At 46.3% G+C, this 15,292-nt stretch carries 19 protein-coding genes; 4 read left to right on the forward strand and 15 right to left on the reverse strand.

What is annotated here, in order from left to right:
* Positions 1-3 precede the first annotated feature (3 nt).
* From NST74_RS25610 to NST74_RS25645, 8 genes are all read right to left on the reverse strand, one after another.
* A complete protein-coding gene (locus NST74_RS25610) occupies positions 4-216 on the reverse strand; it encodes a hypothetical protein (protein WP_042131021.1) in 213 nt (70 codons plus the stop codon).
* A complete protein-coding gene (locus tag NST74_RS25615) occupies positions 213-548 on the reverse strand; it encodes a YxlC family protein (RefSeq protein WP_341115116.1) in 336 nt (111 codons plus the stop codon). Before NST74_RS25615 ends, NST74_RS25610 begins: the two co-directional genes overlap by 4 nt.
* Positions 535-1,080: an RNA polymerase sigma factor SigY gene (gene sigY / locus NST74_RS25620; RefSeq protein WP_341115118.1), complete on the reverse strand. Its 546-nt coding sequence runs from the start codon at positions 1,078-1,080 to the stop codon at positions 535-537. Before sigY ends, NST74_RS25615 begins: the two co-directional genes overlap by 14 nt.
* Before the next feature lie 77 nt (positions 1,081-1,157).
* A complete protein-coding gene (locus NST74_RS25625; protein ID WP_341115121.1) occupies positions 1,158-1,373 on the reverse strand; it encodes a hypothetical protein in 216 nt (71 codons plus the stop codon).
* A 186-nt stretch (positions 1,374-1,559) separates the two neighbouring features.
* Complete coding sequence (locus NST74_RS25630) at positions 1,560-2,189, reverse strand: MBL fold metallo-hydrolase (protein ID WP_341115123.1); 630 nt, start codon at positions 2,187-2,189, stop codon at positions 1,560-1,562.
* Positions 2,190-2,193: 4 nt separating this feature from the next.
* Positions 2,194-2,760 carry a thioredoxin family protein gene (locus tag NST74_RS25635; protein WP_339288129.1) on the reverse strand — a complete coding sequence of 189 codons (567 nt, stop codon included), beginning with the start codon at positions 2,758-2,760 and terminating at the stop codon, positions 2,194-2,196.
* Positions 2,757-3,371, reverse strand: a complete 615-nt coding sequence (locus NST74_RS25640; RefSeq protein WP_042131027.1) for a DedA family protein — start codon at positions 3,369-3,371, stop codon at positions 2,757-2,759. The genes NST74_RS25635 and NST74_RS25640 overlap by 4 nt, the downstream gene beginning before the upstream one ends.
* A 391-nt stretch (positions 3,372-3,762) precedes the next feature.
* Positions 3,763-4,521 (reverse strand): glucose 1-dehydrogenase, encoded by a 759-nt coding sequence (locus tag NST74_RS25645; RefSeq protein ID WP_341115125.1) that lies wholly within the window; start codon positions 4,519-4,521, stop codon positions 3,763-3,765.
* A 217-nt stretch (positions 4,522-4,738) separates the two neighbouring features.
* Between NST74_RS25645 and NST74_RS25650 the strand changes: the two genes are divergently transcribed.
* Both NST74_RS25650 and NST74_RS25655 read left to right on the forward strand, forming a co-directional pair.
* Positions 4,739-5,041 carry an autorepressor SdpR family transcription factor gene (locus tag NST74_RS25650; RefSeq protein WP_341115126.1) on the forward strand — a complete coding sequence of 101 codons (303 nt, stop codon included), beginning with the start codon at positions 4,739-4,741 and terminating at the stop codon, positions 5,039-5,041.
* Between the two features lie 2 nt (positions 5,042-5,043).
* Complete coding sequence (locus NST74_RS25655; protein WP_341115128.1) at positions 5,044-5,697, forward strand: SdpI family protein; 654 nt, start codon at positions 5,044-5,046, stop codon at positions 5,695-5,697.
* Here NST74_RS25655 and NST74_RS25660 read toward each other — a convergent pair.
* The 4 genes from NST74_RS25660 to NST74_RS25675 form a co-directional block, all read right to left on the reverse strand.
* Positions 5,686-8,211 carry an O-antigen ligase family protein gene (locus NST74_RS25660; protein ID WP_341115129.1) on the reverse strand — a complete coding sequence of 842 codons (2,526 nt, stop codon included), beginning with the start codon at positions 8,209-8,211 and terminating at the stop codon, positions 5,686-5,688. The genes NST74_RS25655 and NST74_RS25660 overlap by 12 nt on opposite strands.
* 344 nt (positions 8,212-8,555) lie before the next feature.
* Positions 8,556-9,746 carry a class I SAM-dependent methyltransferase gene (locus NST74_RS25665; protein WP_341115974.1) on the reverse strand — a complete coding sequence of 397 codons (1,191 nt, stop codon included), beginning with the start codon at positions 9,744-9,746 and terminating at the stop codon, positions 8,556-8,558.
* A gap of 82 nt (positions 9,747-9,828) precedes the next feature.
* Positions 9,829-10,638: a PhzF family phenazine biosynthesis protein gene (locus NST74_RS25670; protein WP_341115131.1), complete on the reverse strand. Its 810-nt coding sequence runs from the start codon at positions 10,636-10,638 to the stop codon at positions 9,829-9,831.
* Positions 10,638-11,309, reverse strand: a complete 672-nt coding sequence (locus tag NST74_RS25675) for a DUF6483 family protein (protein WP_341115133.1) — start codon at positions 11,307-11,309, stop codon at positions 10,638-10,640. Before NST74_RS25675 ends, NST74_RS25670 begins: the two co-directional genes overlap by 1 nt.
* Before the next feature lie 215 nt (positions 11,310-11,524).
* Between NST74_RS25675 and NST74_RS25680 the strand changes: the two genes are divergently transcribed.
* A complete protein-coding gene (locus NST74_RS25680) occupies positions 11,525-12,112 on the forward strand; it encodes an MFS transporter (RefSeq protein ID WP_445668157.1) in 588 nt (195 codons plus the stop codon).
* 216 nt (positions 12,113-12,328) lie between these two features.
* On the opposite strand, the gene NST74_RS25685 is transcribed toward NST74_RS25680, so the two are convergent.
* Positions 12,329-13,135, reverse strand: coding sequence for an alpha/beta fold hydrolase (locus NST74_RS25685; RefSeq protein WP_042131034.1), 807 nt, complete (start codon positions 13,133-13,135; stop codon positions 12,329-12,331).
* A gap of 90 nt (positions 13,136-13,225) precedes the next feature.
* Entirely contained in the window at positions 13,226-13,753 is a 528-nt protein-coding gene (gene yyaC / locus NST74_RS25690) for a spore protease YyaC (RefSeq protein ID WP_042131035.1), read from the reverse strand.
* 143 nt (positions 13,754-13,896) lie between these two features.
* Between yyaC and NST74_RS25695 the strand changes: the two genes are divergently transcribed.
* The gene (locus tag NST74_RS25695) at positions 13,897-14,121 is read left to right on the forward strand and encodes a DUF1128 domain-containing protein (RefSeq protein WP_042131036.1); all 225 of its coding nucleotides are present in this window, start codon (positions 13,897-13,899) and stop codon (positions 14,119-14,121) included.
* 82 nt (positions 14,122-14,203) lie between these two features.
* Here NST74_RS25695 and NST74_RS25700 read toward each other — a convergent pair whose 3' ends face one another.
* A complete protein-coding gene (locus NST74_RS25700) occupies positions 14,204-15,208 on the reverse strand; it encodes an asparaginase (RefSeq protein WP_341115136.1) in 1,005 nt (334 codons plus the stop codon).
* Between the last annotated feature and the right edge of the window lie 84 nt (positions 15,209-15,292).

Here is a 15,292-nt window from a genome sequence, read left to right on the forward strand (position 1 = left end):
CTCTTACAATTTTTTTCTCCTACGTCTTTCCGGTAGAATGACAACAAGTAAATAGACCAGAGCGGGAGACGGTACTGTAGTAATAGCCCATAGTCCCCAGAACCAAGCTTTTCTTCCGCGTCGTCTTGCGTCCCGGAACAAAAACGTGCCTTGCAGCATTAATAGGACAGCTATCAATAACCATAACCATAGAGGTACATCTTGCAGTTCATTCATTCTTGTGCACCTTCTCTATTCCTCCTGATCCTCGCTATCCCTAGAGCACTGAGTCCCGCAATAGGAATGATCGCTTGAATAATCCAGTAAATCTTCGGAGCAGAACCAAGAATGGATAGAAATACGCTGATCAGAATCAACGATATCCCCCAGAATATCAGCAGCTCTTTACGTTCCATGCTCTTTCTATGCACAGAGGCATCAACCATTAACCTCTCCAGTTCCTGTAATGAAGGTGGTGTGATGTCATTATATTGTGCATCTAACCGGTCAAGCTCATCTGCAAGCTTATGCAAATACAACTCAGGCTCCTTATCTTTATCCTTCTCCATCCTCATTCAGCTCCTTTCGTAGTTGGTTAAGACCAAGCGATACACGCGACTTGACTGTGCCTGAAGGAATTCGCATGATTTCGCCGATTTCGTCATAGCTATAGCCATAATAATGCTTCAGTAACACAGCTACCCTTTGTGCAGAAGGCAATCTGGAGAGGGCATCCAGCACTCCACTCCATTCCTCCCCCCTGCTCTCAAACCGCCATCGAATCGAACGTATCCCCTGTTCCTGTTGCTCGCGCTGCTTCCACTCCGCCTCAAGCTTCCAGCGTCGCTTTCGATCAATGAATATTCTGGTAGCTATTGTGATTAACCATGAGGAAAACGAAGAGGTTCCGTTATAGGTGTTGATTTTTTCCATACATCTGACCATAGTGTCCTGTACAAGATCCTCTGCCAGCAACGGGTCCATAGTCACCTTGATTAAATATTTAAATAAAAAAGTATAGTGTTCTTGCAGCAGTGAAGACAGTGCTGAAGCATCTCCCTGCTGTGCCCGTCTGATTCTCTCCAGCGACTGATCGCTCATCTGCCCCTCCATTCAAGATTTCGTTCCTATATTTGTAGTACGAATATGTATTGTGAATCGTTCACTTTGCTTAATAATTATTTTTTGAGATCCCACAACTTGCGCCGCCAGGGCTGAATGATCCCATCCCTTGCCGGAAAACGCCAAAAAAGCGACGCACTTCTGCACTCGCCCCTTGAATTCACTTGTACTTCCATGTAATCCACACTGCCCTCTCGGAGCAAGGATTCACCATAATTAACTTTGGAATCATACCAACCGCAGTCCAACGGGTAGTATATATTCTTCTCCATTCTACTTCCCTCCATGCTTTTAAGCCTATATGAAGACAAAAAAAAGAACGCAAACCGGGATTAATTCCGCAGTCTGCGTGCTTCGCGAGGTAAATGTTACATTTAATTAACCTCATTGTAGTCCTTTTGTAGTCTTTTGTCTATCATAACTTCCTCGGTTTTTGTCGGTTCTACTAGAACCAACGTCTATTGAGGAACATAAGGGTTGCGAATCTTTTCAAAGCCAATAGTTGTCCGTGGGCCATGCCCTGGATAAACCTTCACTTCATCATCCATTTTGTATAGCTTACCGCGAATAGAATCAAACAGATCTCGTTCCCTACCACCGGGTAAATCTGTGCGTCCAACCCCCATTTTAAACAGTACATCACCGGAGAACAGATCATTTCCACAAAGGAAACTTACACTGCCTGGAGAGTGACCAGGTGTATGGTACACACGGAAGGTGTGTCCGATGAACTGCAGAACTTGTCCTTCTGCCAGATCATATTCCGCAGGATCTGTAGTTAAAGGAGATGACACCTCCGGCCACATTAGTGAACCGTTCAGCTTGGGGCTGCTTAGCCATTCACTTTCAAGTGGATGTAAATAAACAGGGCATTTCTTAGCTTTACGAATTTCGTCTACACCGCCCATATGGTCAAAATGCGCATGTGTCAACAAAATAGCTTCGATTTCCATCCCTTCGATACTCCGCACTAATGCAGCTGGATTCATACCGGGATCTATAATGATACCCTTCGCAGGATCCGCACCTGTCAGCAAGTAGGCATTCGTCTGAAGCGGACCTAGATTAAATGAACGTATATTTAGCATCGGTCTAGAATCCGGAAATCAGACTACGCAGTTCTTTTGCGATAACTGTCTGATATTCCGTTCCTTCCCCATAGGCTTGCCCCATAGCCTTACGTGCTTCTGCGATTTTGCTGTCGTAATCAGCGGCCTCACGATCAGGATTCTCACGTTTGAACTCTCTCATAATACTCTGCACATGCTCTGGTCTAGGACCCCAATGTCCGAGCACATATCCGCCGGTGTCCGCAAAAATTACAACAGGGACAGATCTTCCACCCATGGTCAAGAAATCATCCATAAGCTCCGGATTCTCTTCCAAAATGAATACCTCTGTCTTCATTCCTGCCGTCTCCAGAATACGGAATACAGCAGGAACGTTGCGAACTACGTCTCCACACCAATCCGCTGCAAGAATAAGTACCCGCAAATCGTCGCGATGGTTCAGACTTTCGAAATATTCCTTATCGCTCTCATCTTCCCAATTAAACTTCTCATACCAGGATTCAAAAGCCTGTTGATTCTTCGTCATACTTTCTACGAATTGGCGTGGTGTTAGGCCTTTTCCAAACTTATGAGCTACATTCTGCTTCATTTTGTAGTCCCCTTTTTCTTGGATTTGTACCATTTGAACACAAAGTAAATGATGATCAGAGCGATCGCTACAAGTATAATTTCGTTGGTATACTTAGCTGCTACTTTGTCAATATCTTCCCACTTATTCCCTAAGGTCATACCCAAATATACAAATAACGCACTCCATGGAATAACAGCAAGCGTAGTCAGCAAAGTGAACTTACCTAAAGGCATTTTCGATATCCCGGCTGGAACGGAAATGGCATGGCGAACAACGGGAATAAAACGTGCTGTAAAGATTACGCCAGTCCCGTATTTATTGAACCACTCTTCTGAATGGTCAATATGCTTCTTTTGAATAAAAATATATTTCCCGTATTTCTCCAGAACAGGCCTGCCACCATAACGACCAATCCAATAAACAAAAATCTGTGCGATGACTCCGCCAATCGTACCGAATAAAACGGCACCAAAAAAGTTAATATCTCCACTCCATACTAAAAAACCACCGAAAGCCAGTACAATTTCACTCGGAATGACTTCAATCATAAGTCCGATCATAATCCCAAAATACCCAAGACTCTGAATCCATTCAAACAATGTCGAGATCAGATCAGAAATAAAATGCAACCGAACTCCTCCTCCCTTTTCCGCAGAATATGGCTATGTATCAAGCGTAAACATCTTCGGCATCTATATTAAGACGCTAAGCGTTTAAACGAGAAATATAAGAATATTAAGTATTGATGCTAAACTTATGCTTTCTTATATTTTCAAAAGCTCTGCCGCTCTGCTCTATTTTCCAGTTTCTCTTAGCCTATTCTAGCACAAGCAACCTTATCACATCTACTTACAGCGGCAAGGCCGTCACCCTATTTCGATCCTCTCTTAAAAAGAGTTGGAGCAACACGTATAACCCAAAAAAGTGTGCACTTCCACCAATGAAGATGGAAATAGACACCTTTTCAGCTAAAATCTAAGAGCTAACAATTATTAGAATTTTAAGAAAAACATTACCTTGTTAATAAGCGGTCCATCCAGCATCCGCCGTTATTACCGTCCCATTCACGAAGCTCGCTGCATCTGAAGCCAAGAATAAAGCTATCGTTGCAATCTCGCTGCTCTCCCCTGTTCGCGGCATCGATGCCATCCCTTCTCCTGCTCTTTGACTACCAAAAGCACTCGGATTAGACAAATCAATATTAGTCTTTACCCCACCTGGTGCTATGGCATTACAGCGAATTCCAAGCTTGGTGTACTGATAACCTATATTCTTAGTCATACCGATTACAGCATGCTTGGAGGCAGTATAAGCCACCCCTGCACGTGATCCCTCTAAACCTCCGATAGAAGCTACATTGATGATACATCCACTTTCTTGTGCCATGAAAATCGGCAGTGCCTTACGAATGGCTCTCATGGGTCCGGTGACGTTCACTGCAATCACTTTATCCCATAAGTCATCTGTGATTTCATGAGCCGGGGTCATTTTATCCATAATCCCTGCATTATTAACGAGAATATGGAGTCCACCAAATACTGTACTTGCGGCATCAATCATTCGCTGGGTATCCTCTTCCTTCGAGACATCTGCCATTACAGGATAAATCACCCCGTTGCTCTTACTTTCTGCTGCCTTCTTAGCCACCGCTTCAACATTCTCCAGCTGGATGTCCGCAGCAATAACCTTAGCCCCTTGCTGGGCAAAAAGAAGGGCGATTGCTTCCCCAATCCCCGAACCCGCACCTGTAACAACCGCAACCTTGCTAGTCAGCATCATACGTCCACTCCACCTCTTGTTTGATTAGATCTATTTATCGACTACATGCCCACAGTTAGTATTAGCATGGACAGAGGCTCAGGCGCCGATAATTTCAAAGATTCGATGACACTTTTGTTTGCAGTTATAAGGAGGCGAATACACATTGACACATCATATAATAAATAGTTATTATATATTTAGATAATTACCTAAATATCGAAAGGCTGGGTGGAACATGAATGAATCTTTCAAAGCACTAGCTGACCCTACCCGTCGCCAAATCATTCGGTTACTAAAGGAGAAAGATCGAACCGCAGGTGAAATTGCCGATTTTTTCAACATGTCTAAGCCAAGCATTTCTCACCATCTGAATGCACTGAAGCATGCCGATCTCGTACAGGATGAAAGAAAAGGTCAATTCATTATGTATTCATTAAATACGACGGTTCTCGAAGAGGTTCTTGGCTGGATGCTTGAGCTAACAGGTACGGGAAAGCAAAGTCGTCAGAATTCTGATTCTGAGAAGGAGGCTGATTAACGATGAAGGATTTTAAATGGAGATGGCAAGATACACTGATCGTAATCTTAGGTTTAGCTTCACTGTCTTACGCTTTAATCAATTACGGCAAGCTCCCACAGGAGCTGCCCGCACAGTGGGGAATTACGGGTAAGGTCAACCGGTACTGGGATAAAAGTATAGCTATTCCCCTGTGGGGTATTTTAGGCATTGTGCTTCCGCTGATCATGCAGTTCACCCGCAGCATCGATCCTAAACGGGAAAATTACAAGAAGTTCGAAAATGCCTATGCCATGAGCAGACTTGCTATTGGTGTGCTTTTTAATCTAATGCTCGTGCTCACGGTTGCTTACGGTCTGGGTAAAGATATTAATGTGGGCAAAATTGCTATAGGAGCTGTCGGAGTGATGTTTATTGCGCTCGGCAACTACATGCCACAGGTAAAAGATAATTATCTATTCGGTGTTCGTACAGCCTGGACGCTCTCCAGCCCAGAGGTGTGGCGAAAAACACATCGCCTTTCCGGGAGAATGTGGATGGTCGGTGGGTTGCTTATTTTTGGGGGAGCCTTCTTGAGCGGAGTCTTGTCTCAGGCTCTTATTATTACAGCACTTGTGCTTGCTATTATTGTCCCTGTTCTGTATTCCTGGATCATCTCGCGTCAGTTAAAATCTTGAAGCTAATACACTAAGCCGCCGACTAAGGTCGTCGGCTTGTTCTGTGATATGGAACTTTCGATCATTATGCTGCTCCCCTTTGCTAGCCTCGAATTCCACCAACACTCTATACTGCCGCAAAAGCTCATTCCCTGAGGCAATACAGCTTATAGCCTCCGTTCGATTCCCTTCCGCTAACTTTTTCCAGCCCATCATAAGCATACCTTCAATCCCTTTGACCCACTTAGCATTGTTGTATTTATCTAGTCGAAGACTTCGGCGTACCCAATATAGTGCAGCTACCGGATCATCACTGTACATCCATCGTCCAGCCATTTCCCAGCTCAAACCTGAATTCTCTGGGGAGTATTGCAAGCTCTGCCGGAGTATTCTCACGCTCTTTTCACCCGTAAGCAGCCTGGATAATACTATAGCTGTTCTAGAAGACCGCGGATTCCACGCTAGTGATTGTTGCAGCAAACTAACCTTCTCCAAGGAAACAACCGTCTGAACTGCTTGCCGGTAGTACCTCTCTCCTTGGGCTGCCTGAAAGGACAACACGAATAGCACGAGACAAAAGGAGCCGGCGACAGTAATGAGTAGCCCGCGAAAAAATGGATAGACGGAATTTAGCCGGTTCGCGAATGATGCGGAATGAGTAGTCTGTAAATTGACGGACGTAGAATGTGAGGTCTGCAAGTTCGCGGACGGTGAGTATGTTGGCGGCAGGGTCGCAGTTTCAGAGTCCATGGTCTGCTTATTCACGGACGTAGAATGCATGGTCTGCAAGTTCGCGGACGACGAGTGAGCTGGCGGCAGGGTCGCGGATGCGGAATGAGTTATGAGTGAACTTTTGGTTATAAAGCGGGGTGTCGCTGATTGATATTCCTGCTTATATTCAGCTAGCGCAAGTGCTGGCAGCCAAAAAAGCAGCAGCCAGATTAATCCGTAGCTCCAGTCAAAATCGACTGCGCTGTGTAAAACGATAACCAAAAATGGCGGCAACAGGCGCGGCGAGCTCTTAGCCAGCAGCCAGCCTGCTGCTAGCAGCATAAGCAGTATGGCTGCTAGGCCGGCAAATCCTAGGTTCAACAGGATGTCGAGATAACCGCTATGCACCTGGCTGCCTACATAGGGGCGAGACTGGGCGGCGAGGTATGAGCTCCGCCAAGTCTCACCCCCGCGCCCCAGCCAAGGTGCCTCTGCCGCCAGCCTCCAGGCGTCGCGGTAGAACAGACCACGCGCGGATACCGTCGATGACGGTCCGGTGATCCGCTCGCGCACGTGCAAGAGGACGGCGGTGCCCGCCGCCGTCCAACCTGCCGCCGCCAATGCCAGCATGGCGGCTCGGGCACTGCCCGCCGCGCTGCGCTGGCGGCGGCACAGCCATAGGCCGGCTAGCAGCGCGCCGGCCCAAAGCCCGGCCAGCAACAGCAGGCCGGGCAAAGGCTCTACCGCCAACCCGGCACGGGCCAGTTGGCGGTAGATCAGCGCCGCGGCGACCACAGGCGCGGCGCCAGCGGCAAGAAGCGGCGCGATGAGCTGCCGCTTCCAGAGCAAGACGGCGGCGCAGGCGCAAGCCGCCGTCAGCCACGCGCCGCGCGACTCGCTGAGGAGCAGCGCGGCGGCGTACGGGAATAGCGGCAGCAAGCGTAGCAGCGCGGCGGCCGTGCTTCCCGTTTCTCGCTGCTCCACACCTACGCGTCCATCCCCTACGTTCACGCTCACCGTGTCACACTTTGACCATTTCTTTCCACTCCCACGTTTCACCTCTACGCACTTTGAACCTGTCTCGTTACTCCGTAGTCCTTCCCCAGCATACTCTAGCCCTGTCTGTTTACACTCTCGCCCAATCGCCCGCTCTCCTGCTACCCGCTTCTTCGCACTCTTCTGCGGAGTTACATAATAAGCAGCGGCAGCAAACAGCCGCTCCAGTAGAAAAATAGCCATCACAGCTCCAAAAGCATTAGGATATTCCATCACCCCTGCTAATCTGGCACCTGTGATGCTTACTTCCGATGAATTACTATAGGCTACAGCAAAAGATAACTCTACCACCCCGCACACTGCCAGCAAAGCACTCATGCTCAAGAACATACCCAAAATGGACCAAGACGCAATGATAAGCTGACGCCCCACCCTATTCAACGCGCAAAAACAAACCAAAAATGCAAAGCTGGCATACAAGCCCCACCGTAACATTTCATTCATTGTTCCCTGTGCCGAAAGAGGTTCTCCTAGCCAATGAACCAGATAGAGTAATAGAACTAGCAAAGGTACGATCAACATTATTCTCACAACTCTGGGTGCCCTACTTATTCCCCACACACTGCCACTCCGCGTACCCACTCCAATATACAAATAAAGCAAAATCGCAGAGCACATCACAAACCATAGGACCAGAAAGGGATACATCTCCTCCGTAAAAAAAAATCCCCGCAACAAACAAGCTCCTACTCCGGCTGCGATTACTAAGGCTGCACTAAAATATACGAATACTGAATCAAGACTCCGCGCTTTGTTAACGTTCCACATTTAGATACCCCTGTAATCGTTAAGTTATCTCTATCCTTTCCACATTTCCCCTTTGCAAAACTAGAATACAAAAAGGACCATACCTCTCCACGAAGGAGCTGCACCGCCCTAATGCTCAACATGAGCTATTTAGTTGTAAAAAGTACAATAGATCTGTTTAATTCGCTGCCTAGTTTCATTTTAATTGTATTATGTGCAACCGTTTCGCGAAAATACCGCCAAATACGGAGTATTATTCGTTTTAGAGTGTACAAAGTGCAATTAAATCCTTAAAAAGTAGCTTCAAAGCATATTCTGTTGCACAAAATACAACTAAACCAATTTTCCGCTCTTAAAATGTCGTGTTACCCCTCCACCGAACTCTCACCCGGAAGCAGGTCAGCGCATACGCGCTCAAGATAAGGCTTCGCACCTATAAAGTCACGGAATGCGGTATATTCACGCCATTTGACGGAGTTATCACCGCCTGAGCTCTTAACGGCACGGATCAAAATGTTCTTAGGTGTATTCTCCAGGTCGATGAATTCCAGCAGCTGGCTGCTATAGCCCATCATATCGAGTAATTTGGCACGGATGGCATCCGTAGCCAAGGCGGAGAAACGCTCCTTCAGTATCCCATGCGACAACATCGGACTCATTACTTCATTCTCAATCTGTGCGAATAATTCGTGCTGGCAGCAAGGGACAGACAGGATGACGGAGGCCCCCCAGCGTACTGCTTTTTCGAGTGCAGCATCTGTAGCTGTGTCACAAGCATGAAGCGTTATAACCATATCTACCTGATCCAGCTCATTGTACTCGGCAATGTCACCCACAAGGAACTTCAAGTGATCGTAACCGATCTTCGCAGCTAGCTCGTTGCAATGCTCAATGACATCAGCTTTCAAATCTAGTCCTATAATATTGAGATCCCGCTTCTTGCGAACGGTCAGATAGTGATAAAGCGCAAAGGTCAAATACGATTTACCACAGCCGAAATCAACGATCGTCAATGGTCGCCCAGTTGGAAGATCGGCAAGTACATCCTCGACCATCTCCAGGAATCGGTTGATCTGCCGAAACTTATCATATCGTTTAGCAAGCACTTTACCTTCTCTATTCATAATGCCGAGCTCCACGAGAAAGGGTACAGGGTCCCCATCTTCCAGCACATAACGCTTACGGCGATTGTGCGCTAGATCCGGCTCTTCTTTTTTAGTGGGAGACTTGGTAAGGATCGACACTTTAAATTTCTTGCTAATCAGCACCTGATAATCCGCTTCTACTGTACATAAAAGACCTTGGCGGAATGTCTCTCCAAATAGAAGAGTCATTTCCTCCGCCGCTAATTCAGCCGGTACGTTACGATGTTCAACCTTTGTACCAATATAAGATGCAAACTGATAATGCAGCTTACCCTTTAGTTCGATAGGTTTAACCTGTACTTTCGTACAAGTCTCCCCTTTATAACGTACTTGGCTTAGGGTTGCCATAATCAAAGTACGGTCACTTATCAGTTGTTCAATAAGAGCTGTTAAAGATTCCACAACGCACATCTCACTTTCGGGATTAAAAATGGAGAATCTATGTCTCCTAACCATCATCATTTCATTATATCACGGCTCTACAAGAGGCATCCTAGCAGGGCTTCACATGCAGCTCTCCACTAACGATAGTTATTGCTCGGCCAGACATCTTAATCTGATCTTTGCTTACCTCAAGTTGAAGCAAACCTCCCCGTTCGGAAGCTTGATAGGCGGTCAACTGCGTACGGTTGAGTCGACTAGCCCAAAAAGGTGCCAGCGCAGTATGCGCTGAGCCTGTAACCGGATCCTCATTTACCCCCATCTTCGGTGCAAAGAACCGTGACACACAATCTATGCCTTCCGTGGAGCTAACTGCAGTTACCGCGAAGGCTCTCCCTTCAAGTCGGGATAAAGCCCCGAAGTCTGGGCTAAGTTCGCGAACTAGGGATTCCTGATCAAGTCGCACAAGCACATTGTCCGCATATAACATAGTTTCCACTACATTTGCCTCCGTAATACCAAGTGCTTCTGTAAGACCCGGAATTGTAGGAGAAGACTTAAGCTCATAAGGCGGAAAGTACAGTGAGATCAGATCACCTGCACGAGAAGCTCTAAGCAACCCGCTGCGTGTATAGAATCTAGCCTCCACATCGGGGTCCAGCAATCCCGCTCCCCACAATACATGTGCACTAGCTAGAGTAGCATGACCACATAAATTAACCTCAGCCTTGGGTGTGAACCAACGCAGGCGATATCCATCATTCTCTGGCCAGAGAAAGGCCGTCTCTGACAAATTCATTTCTGCTGCTGTCTTCAGCATGAATACCTCATCAACTGGATGCTTCAGCAAGCATACTGCCGCCGGGTTTCCTGAATAAGCTTTTCCTGCAAAGGCATCGATAATAAATAAGGGTGTATTCACTAGGCTTCCGACTCCCTCCGAACTTCTGTGATCCGGCTCCACTCTTTCCATCCTTGTTCCACTTCATGTATAGGAAGCGAGCCTTGTTCCAATTCTTCCGGTGATTTAAGCAGCAGCCGTCTGTACAATTGATCGCCTTCCAGCAAGACATTCTCCCCCTGCTCCCATAGTCGATACAGACTGTCCTCCGCTCTGCTGTAATGCCCGATCGACTCCATATAAACTAGCAGCAGCCGTTCCGTCTTGGTAGGAAGACGATATGCTTTGACTTCCTCCAGGAGTTCATCGATATCCGCTGTCATCTGCAGCAGTTCTCGATCAGCTCCGTGCAAATCTGCGTACAAATATAAATGCAGTGCCCTCATGCTTCGAAATAGCGCTGCATCATGATCACCGCTAGCAGCATAAATGCTGCCCTCTTCCTTAAGCAGTTTGGCAACACCTTGAAGCTTATCTGACTCCAACACCCCGTTAAAACGGAACATATCTATGATATCTTCTACAGATAGTGAGTTTAAAAGACGTGAGTTCAGTGGAAAATGTCGGTTCAACAGCTCATCAATTTCCCATAAGGCTTCCGTTGTCTTCCGCTCCTGCTTCAGCGTTAGAACCTTGGCAACCATCGCCGTCATATCTTCGATCATCCGGACAATATAGTCTCTTCGGAACATGAACTTCCCCCTTTTCCATACTGTAACTGTAAAGCTTGTGTATCCGGTTATTATATATGTTCTATTCATTTATCTTAAACCATTGCACTACGCTATGCCACTAAAGCAATTATAAGAAAAGGAATGATCAAGACCCTTCTTCTTATTGAATGCCAAGTTAAAATATACTTGACCCCACCAACCAAGGATGAATACATAGGAGGCAATACCTATTCATGATCTCTGCAAATACTACTGAATCTAAAAGCCGTAACCCATTCCGGGGATTCGCTGCTCCATTTGCTGAATCAAGTGCTTTTCCTTTTCTATGGCTAGGTCACCTGATTTCATTTCTAGGAAGTTCAGTTACGATGGTTATTTTACCTGTCTTAGTCTATTCCTTAACTGGATCTACAACGATTATGGGCATCGTAATGGCCGTCTACATGCTGCCAAATATAATAATGCTTCCTATCTCTGGCCATATCGTAGACCGCTATGACCGTGTAAAGATTATGATGCTGGCTGATATTGCTCGGTTCTTAATCATGCTGGCAACTGCCGCTCTTTCTTTGATCGGAGTTTTGACAATCCCGCTTCTACTTATATTGGTAGGCCTTTATGGTTTGCTTGATGGTCTGTTTCAGCCTGCTTATGCAGCAGTCCGTGCAACAATCTTCACGCCAAATATTCGTGTTGCCGCTAATGCGCTAACCCAAATGACTACTCAGACCGTACGCCTTATTGGTCCTGCCCTTGGCGGGATATTGATTACTCATTTATCGGCAGGTGTAGGATTTGGGATGGATGCTTTACTTACTTAATGTCCCTAGTCTGTCTGATTTATTTACGAAAAGTACTACTCAACAAATCAAATTCCGAAATAGCTAAGCCCCCTACATCATCTATTGCACAGCCCTTGGAATCTTCTCCGAATTGGAAACAGGATTTCATGGAGGGGTTATTTTTCAGAAAAAGAGGCAGCCCACGCCAGTTACTTTGACGCGGATCTGCCTCTTTTTGAATTATTATTTCAGCGATCACGAATGACTGTTAATACTACCCGTAGCTTGGGTGAATTCCTTGATAACCTCAGCTAGCCGTTCAGGAGCTTCAAACAGGCTCATGTGGCCTGCTCCAGAAATCGTAGCTTGCGTTATATTTGGTTTATCCGAAGTGAAGGTGCGCTCCGCAGGAATCAGTTCATCCTGCTCGCCAGCAACAAGTAGTACCGGCAACGTGGTAGCTGTGATCACATCACGTCGATCCGGACGCTCGCGCATCGCCAGTGCAGCTCCCGCTGCTCCTTGTGGAGGTGTTTTGTAACCAATTTCTTTTGCTCGCTCCAGCAAGTGCGGTGATGTAGAAGCGGTTGCTTTAGCAAAAATCCCCGGGACAAAGCTGTCCACAAAAGGAGTAATACCTTCATTTTGAATCCTGCTGACACTTTTCAATCGATTCTCCCGAGCTTCTTCACTATCCGGATATGCCGTAGAATGGATTAATCCGAAGCCCTTCAATCGAGAGGCATACCGCTGCGCGAACGAAAGTGTAATATATCCACCAAGTGAATGTCCCAGCATGGTGCATTCAGAAATTTCCAGTGTATCTAACAAGCCCAGAACATCGTCTGCCATTTGTTCAATAGTATAGGGGCCTAGTGGAGCCTCAGAAGCTCCATGACCACGTAAATCGGGAGCAATCACTCGGTAGTCGCTGCTTAAGATGGGAATGACTTGTTCCCAGTATTCAGCACTTCCACAAAAGCCATGCAGTAATACAATAACCTCGCCTTTCCCCTGATCGCTATAGCAAATATTGCTTCCGTCACAACGTACTCTTTCCATGGCTGCTTCCCTCTTTCCAAAATACTAAGATATATTAACTAATATCTATTATTAAGCAAAACAGCTCTCCTTGAAACCGGCATCGTATTCTTAATACCCAATTCCAAACCCTTTTGCTGCTGCGGCGGCAATTTGTTCAGCCATAACCATAACTCTATGTAGTGGAGTCGTCTGCAGCGTCCGATAGGGTTTTGGGCCGTTGATATCTACAATCGCCGCCAAGCTATAATGCCCCACTGCGGGAAGGCAAGCCCCCACTGATTGTGCTGGCTGAAGCGGCTCATTCGAAACGAAGAAATAACCGAGAGCTACTGGTGGTCCTAGGCAGGCATCCACAGCAATAATGATATGCTCCGATGGAATCTCAGCTACTCTGGCCATCAAGTTATCTGCATCGCAAGGAGATGGCAACGTACCGATTACGTGTGGAAAGCCATATTCCAGAAGTTTGCTCCCTGTTAACGGACCGAGGGCATCACCTGTAGAACGATCCGTTCCGATACACAGAAATGTGACTTTCTCAGCGGAATGCAGTGCAGCAATTTCCATAAAAAAGGACACTAATCCTACATCGTCCAATTTGCTTCGTTTTCCGCTTCCTTGTTCTCTAATTGCCAATCCCTTTCCTCCCTTCGATGATATTTTTGATTTCATGCCTTTAATTTAACATGATTTCTGTGGGCTCGACAAAAAAATGGTGATCAAGCTCACAATCATGGTAAAATACATGGATCAGTATACAGAGAGGATGTTAATAACCAATGGATTTAACACAACCTAGTCAGGAAAATGTTGAATATATGATCGAGGCCATCAAGAACAAGCTGAAAATGGCTAGTGCTGCAGCGATGCAAGCCTCTGCTTTTTCAGTAGATAAATATGAGGATATCTTCGATGTCTATGAGGTAGCCATGAGCAGCGATAGACTCAGTATTTCTCAGGTGGAAGCGCTCGTCTCTGAACTCGGACGCCTACGTCAGAAATAATTGTTCTGCAGGTAAAAAAAGAGCCTCTCGCTTACGTATCCAGAGGATGGATACGTAGTCGAGAGGCTCTTTCCCTATGCGCTTATTTTATGAAATGAAGCTGGAATTCTGTATCGGCATGGCCTACCCGTGTACCACCGTCATTGTAGATCACACCTGAAAATGCATGACGCAGCTTTTCCAAAGTGTTTTTCTGACTGTATCCAATCTGATTTAGAATCCCCTGTACAATAAGTCCCCACTCTTCTTCTGATCCATCCAGAATCTTAAAGGCAATACCCAGTCGTTCACGGCGCAAGCCGAAGCAATATACGCCCTTAAATCCACCCTTAGCAATAATATTGTCATCTTCTAAAAGAATTGAATCGAGTCGTCCGTGACCAGAAACCATTTCCGGATGTGCATTCATCGCCGCCGTGATCGTAGAAACCGCCTTGCGGGTAGCCTCGTCAGCAATTAAATCAGGATTGGCTAATTTCAAATACGCGGTCGCCAAAGCTGTCAAAGGCATAGCAAATACCGGCAGACCGCATCCGTCCGTACCTAGGCCAATACTATCTGGGGCTACGCCAGCCATATAAGCAATGGTATCTATAATCTCACGCTGAACCGTTTGCTCCGGCTGTGAGTATTCCTCAAGCGGCAGCCCTTTGAGCTTACTATACGATAAAATCCCCATATGCTTACCTGCACAGTTATGATAGAACTTTCTTTTGCCCGCGCCGCGAATGGCATTCTCTCTACTCGTATAATCCAGAGGATAGCTTGTGGCACATATCATTTGTTGCTCATCGATGCCAATCTTGGTGGAAATGCTCTCAAGCGCAGCAACATGATAGCTCTCTCCACGGTGCGAAGCAGTCATTAGGGCAATCTCAGCGGGTGTAAAACCATAATGCTCCGCGATTCCTCCACGTATGCCTGGAATAGCCTGAAGTGGTTTGGCCGCTGAACGAGTAAAGGATACAAACTCAGGATCACCTGCATATCCCTTCACATCACCATTTTCTCCTACGATGGCAATATGTCCACTATGAACACATTCCAGCAAATCTGACCGATATTCTCGTACTAATACTGTTTCCATTATATTTCTCCTCTTTTCTCATGGTGCTCTATAACTCACAAGGATTTATCAGGATTCTACATTTAATTAATGCTAGAAAATAAC

Source organism: Paenibacillus sp. FSL F4-0125 (genome assembly GCF_038008565.1).
Taxonomy (GTDB): domain Bacteria; phylum Bacillota; class Bacilli; order Paenibacillales; family Paenibacillaceae; genus Paenibacillus_AQ.

Bases quoted from the DNA above. Each gene is read 5' to 3' on its own strand.
- NST74_RS25615 (WP_341115116.1), bottom strand. From the start codon at position 548: ATGGAGAAGGATAAAGATAAGGAGCCTGAGTTGTATTTGCATAAGCTT.
- NST74_RS25610 (WP_042131021.1), bottom strand. From the start codon at position 216: ATGAATGAACTGCAAGATGTACCTCTATGGTTATGGTTATTGATAGCT.
- NST74_RS25665 (WP_341115974.1), bottom strand. From the start codon at position 9,746: ATGTGCGTTGTGGAATCTTTAACAGCTCTTATTGAACAACTGATAAGT.
- NST74_RS25675 (WP_341115133.1), bottom strand. From the start codon at position 11,309: ATGTTCCGAAGAGACTATATTGTCCGGATGATCGAAGATATGACGGCG.
- NST74_RS25635 (WP_339288129.1), bottom strand. From the start codon at position 2,760: ATGAAGCAGAATGTAGCTCATAAGTTTGGAAAAGGCCTAACACCACGC.
- NST74_RS25630 (WP_341115123.1), bottom strand. From the start codon at position 2,189: ATGCTAAATATACGTTCATTTAATCTAGGTCCGCTTCAGACGAATGCC.
- NST74_RS25655 (WP_341115128.1), top strand. From the start codon at position 5,044: ATGAAGGATTTTAAATGGAGATGGCAAGATACACTGATCGTAATCTTA.
- NST74_RS25650 (WP_341115126.1), top strand. From the start codon at position 4,739: ATGAATGAATCTTTCAAAGCACTAGCTGACCCTACCCGTCGCCAAATC.
- NST74_RS25660 (WP_341115129.1), bottom strand. From the start codon at position 8,211: ATGTGGAACGTTAACAAAGCGCGGAGTCTTGATTCAGTATTCGTATAT.
- NST74_RS25700 (WP_341115136.1), bottom strand. From the start codon at position 15,208: ATGGAAACAGTATTAGTACGAGAATATCGGTCAGATTTGCTGGAATGT.
- NST74_RS25680 (WP_445668157.1), top strand. From the start codon at position 11,525: ATGATCTCTGCAAATACTACTGAATCTAAAAGCCGTAACCCATTCCGG.
- NST74_RS25645 (WP_341115125.1), bottom strand. From the start codon at position 4,521: ATGATGCTGACTAGCAAGGTTGCGGTTGTTACAGGTGCGGGTTCGGGG.
- NST74_RS25685 (WP_042131034.1), bottom strand. From the start codon at position 13,135: ATGGAAAGAGTACGTTGTGACGGAAGCAATATTTGCTATAGCGATCAG.
- NST74_RS25625 (WP_341115121.1), bottom strand. From the start codon at position 1,373: ATGGAGAAGAATATATACTACCCGTTGGACTGCGGTTGGTATGATTCC.
- NST74_RS25695 (WP_042131036.1), top strand. From the start codon at position 13,897: ATGGATTTAACACAACCTAGTCAGGAAAATGTTGAATATATGATCGAG.
- sigY (WP_341115118.1), bottom strand. From the start codon at position 1,080: ATGAGCGATCAGTCGCTGGAGAGAATCAGACGGGCACAGCAGGGAGAT.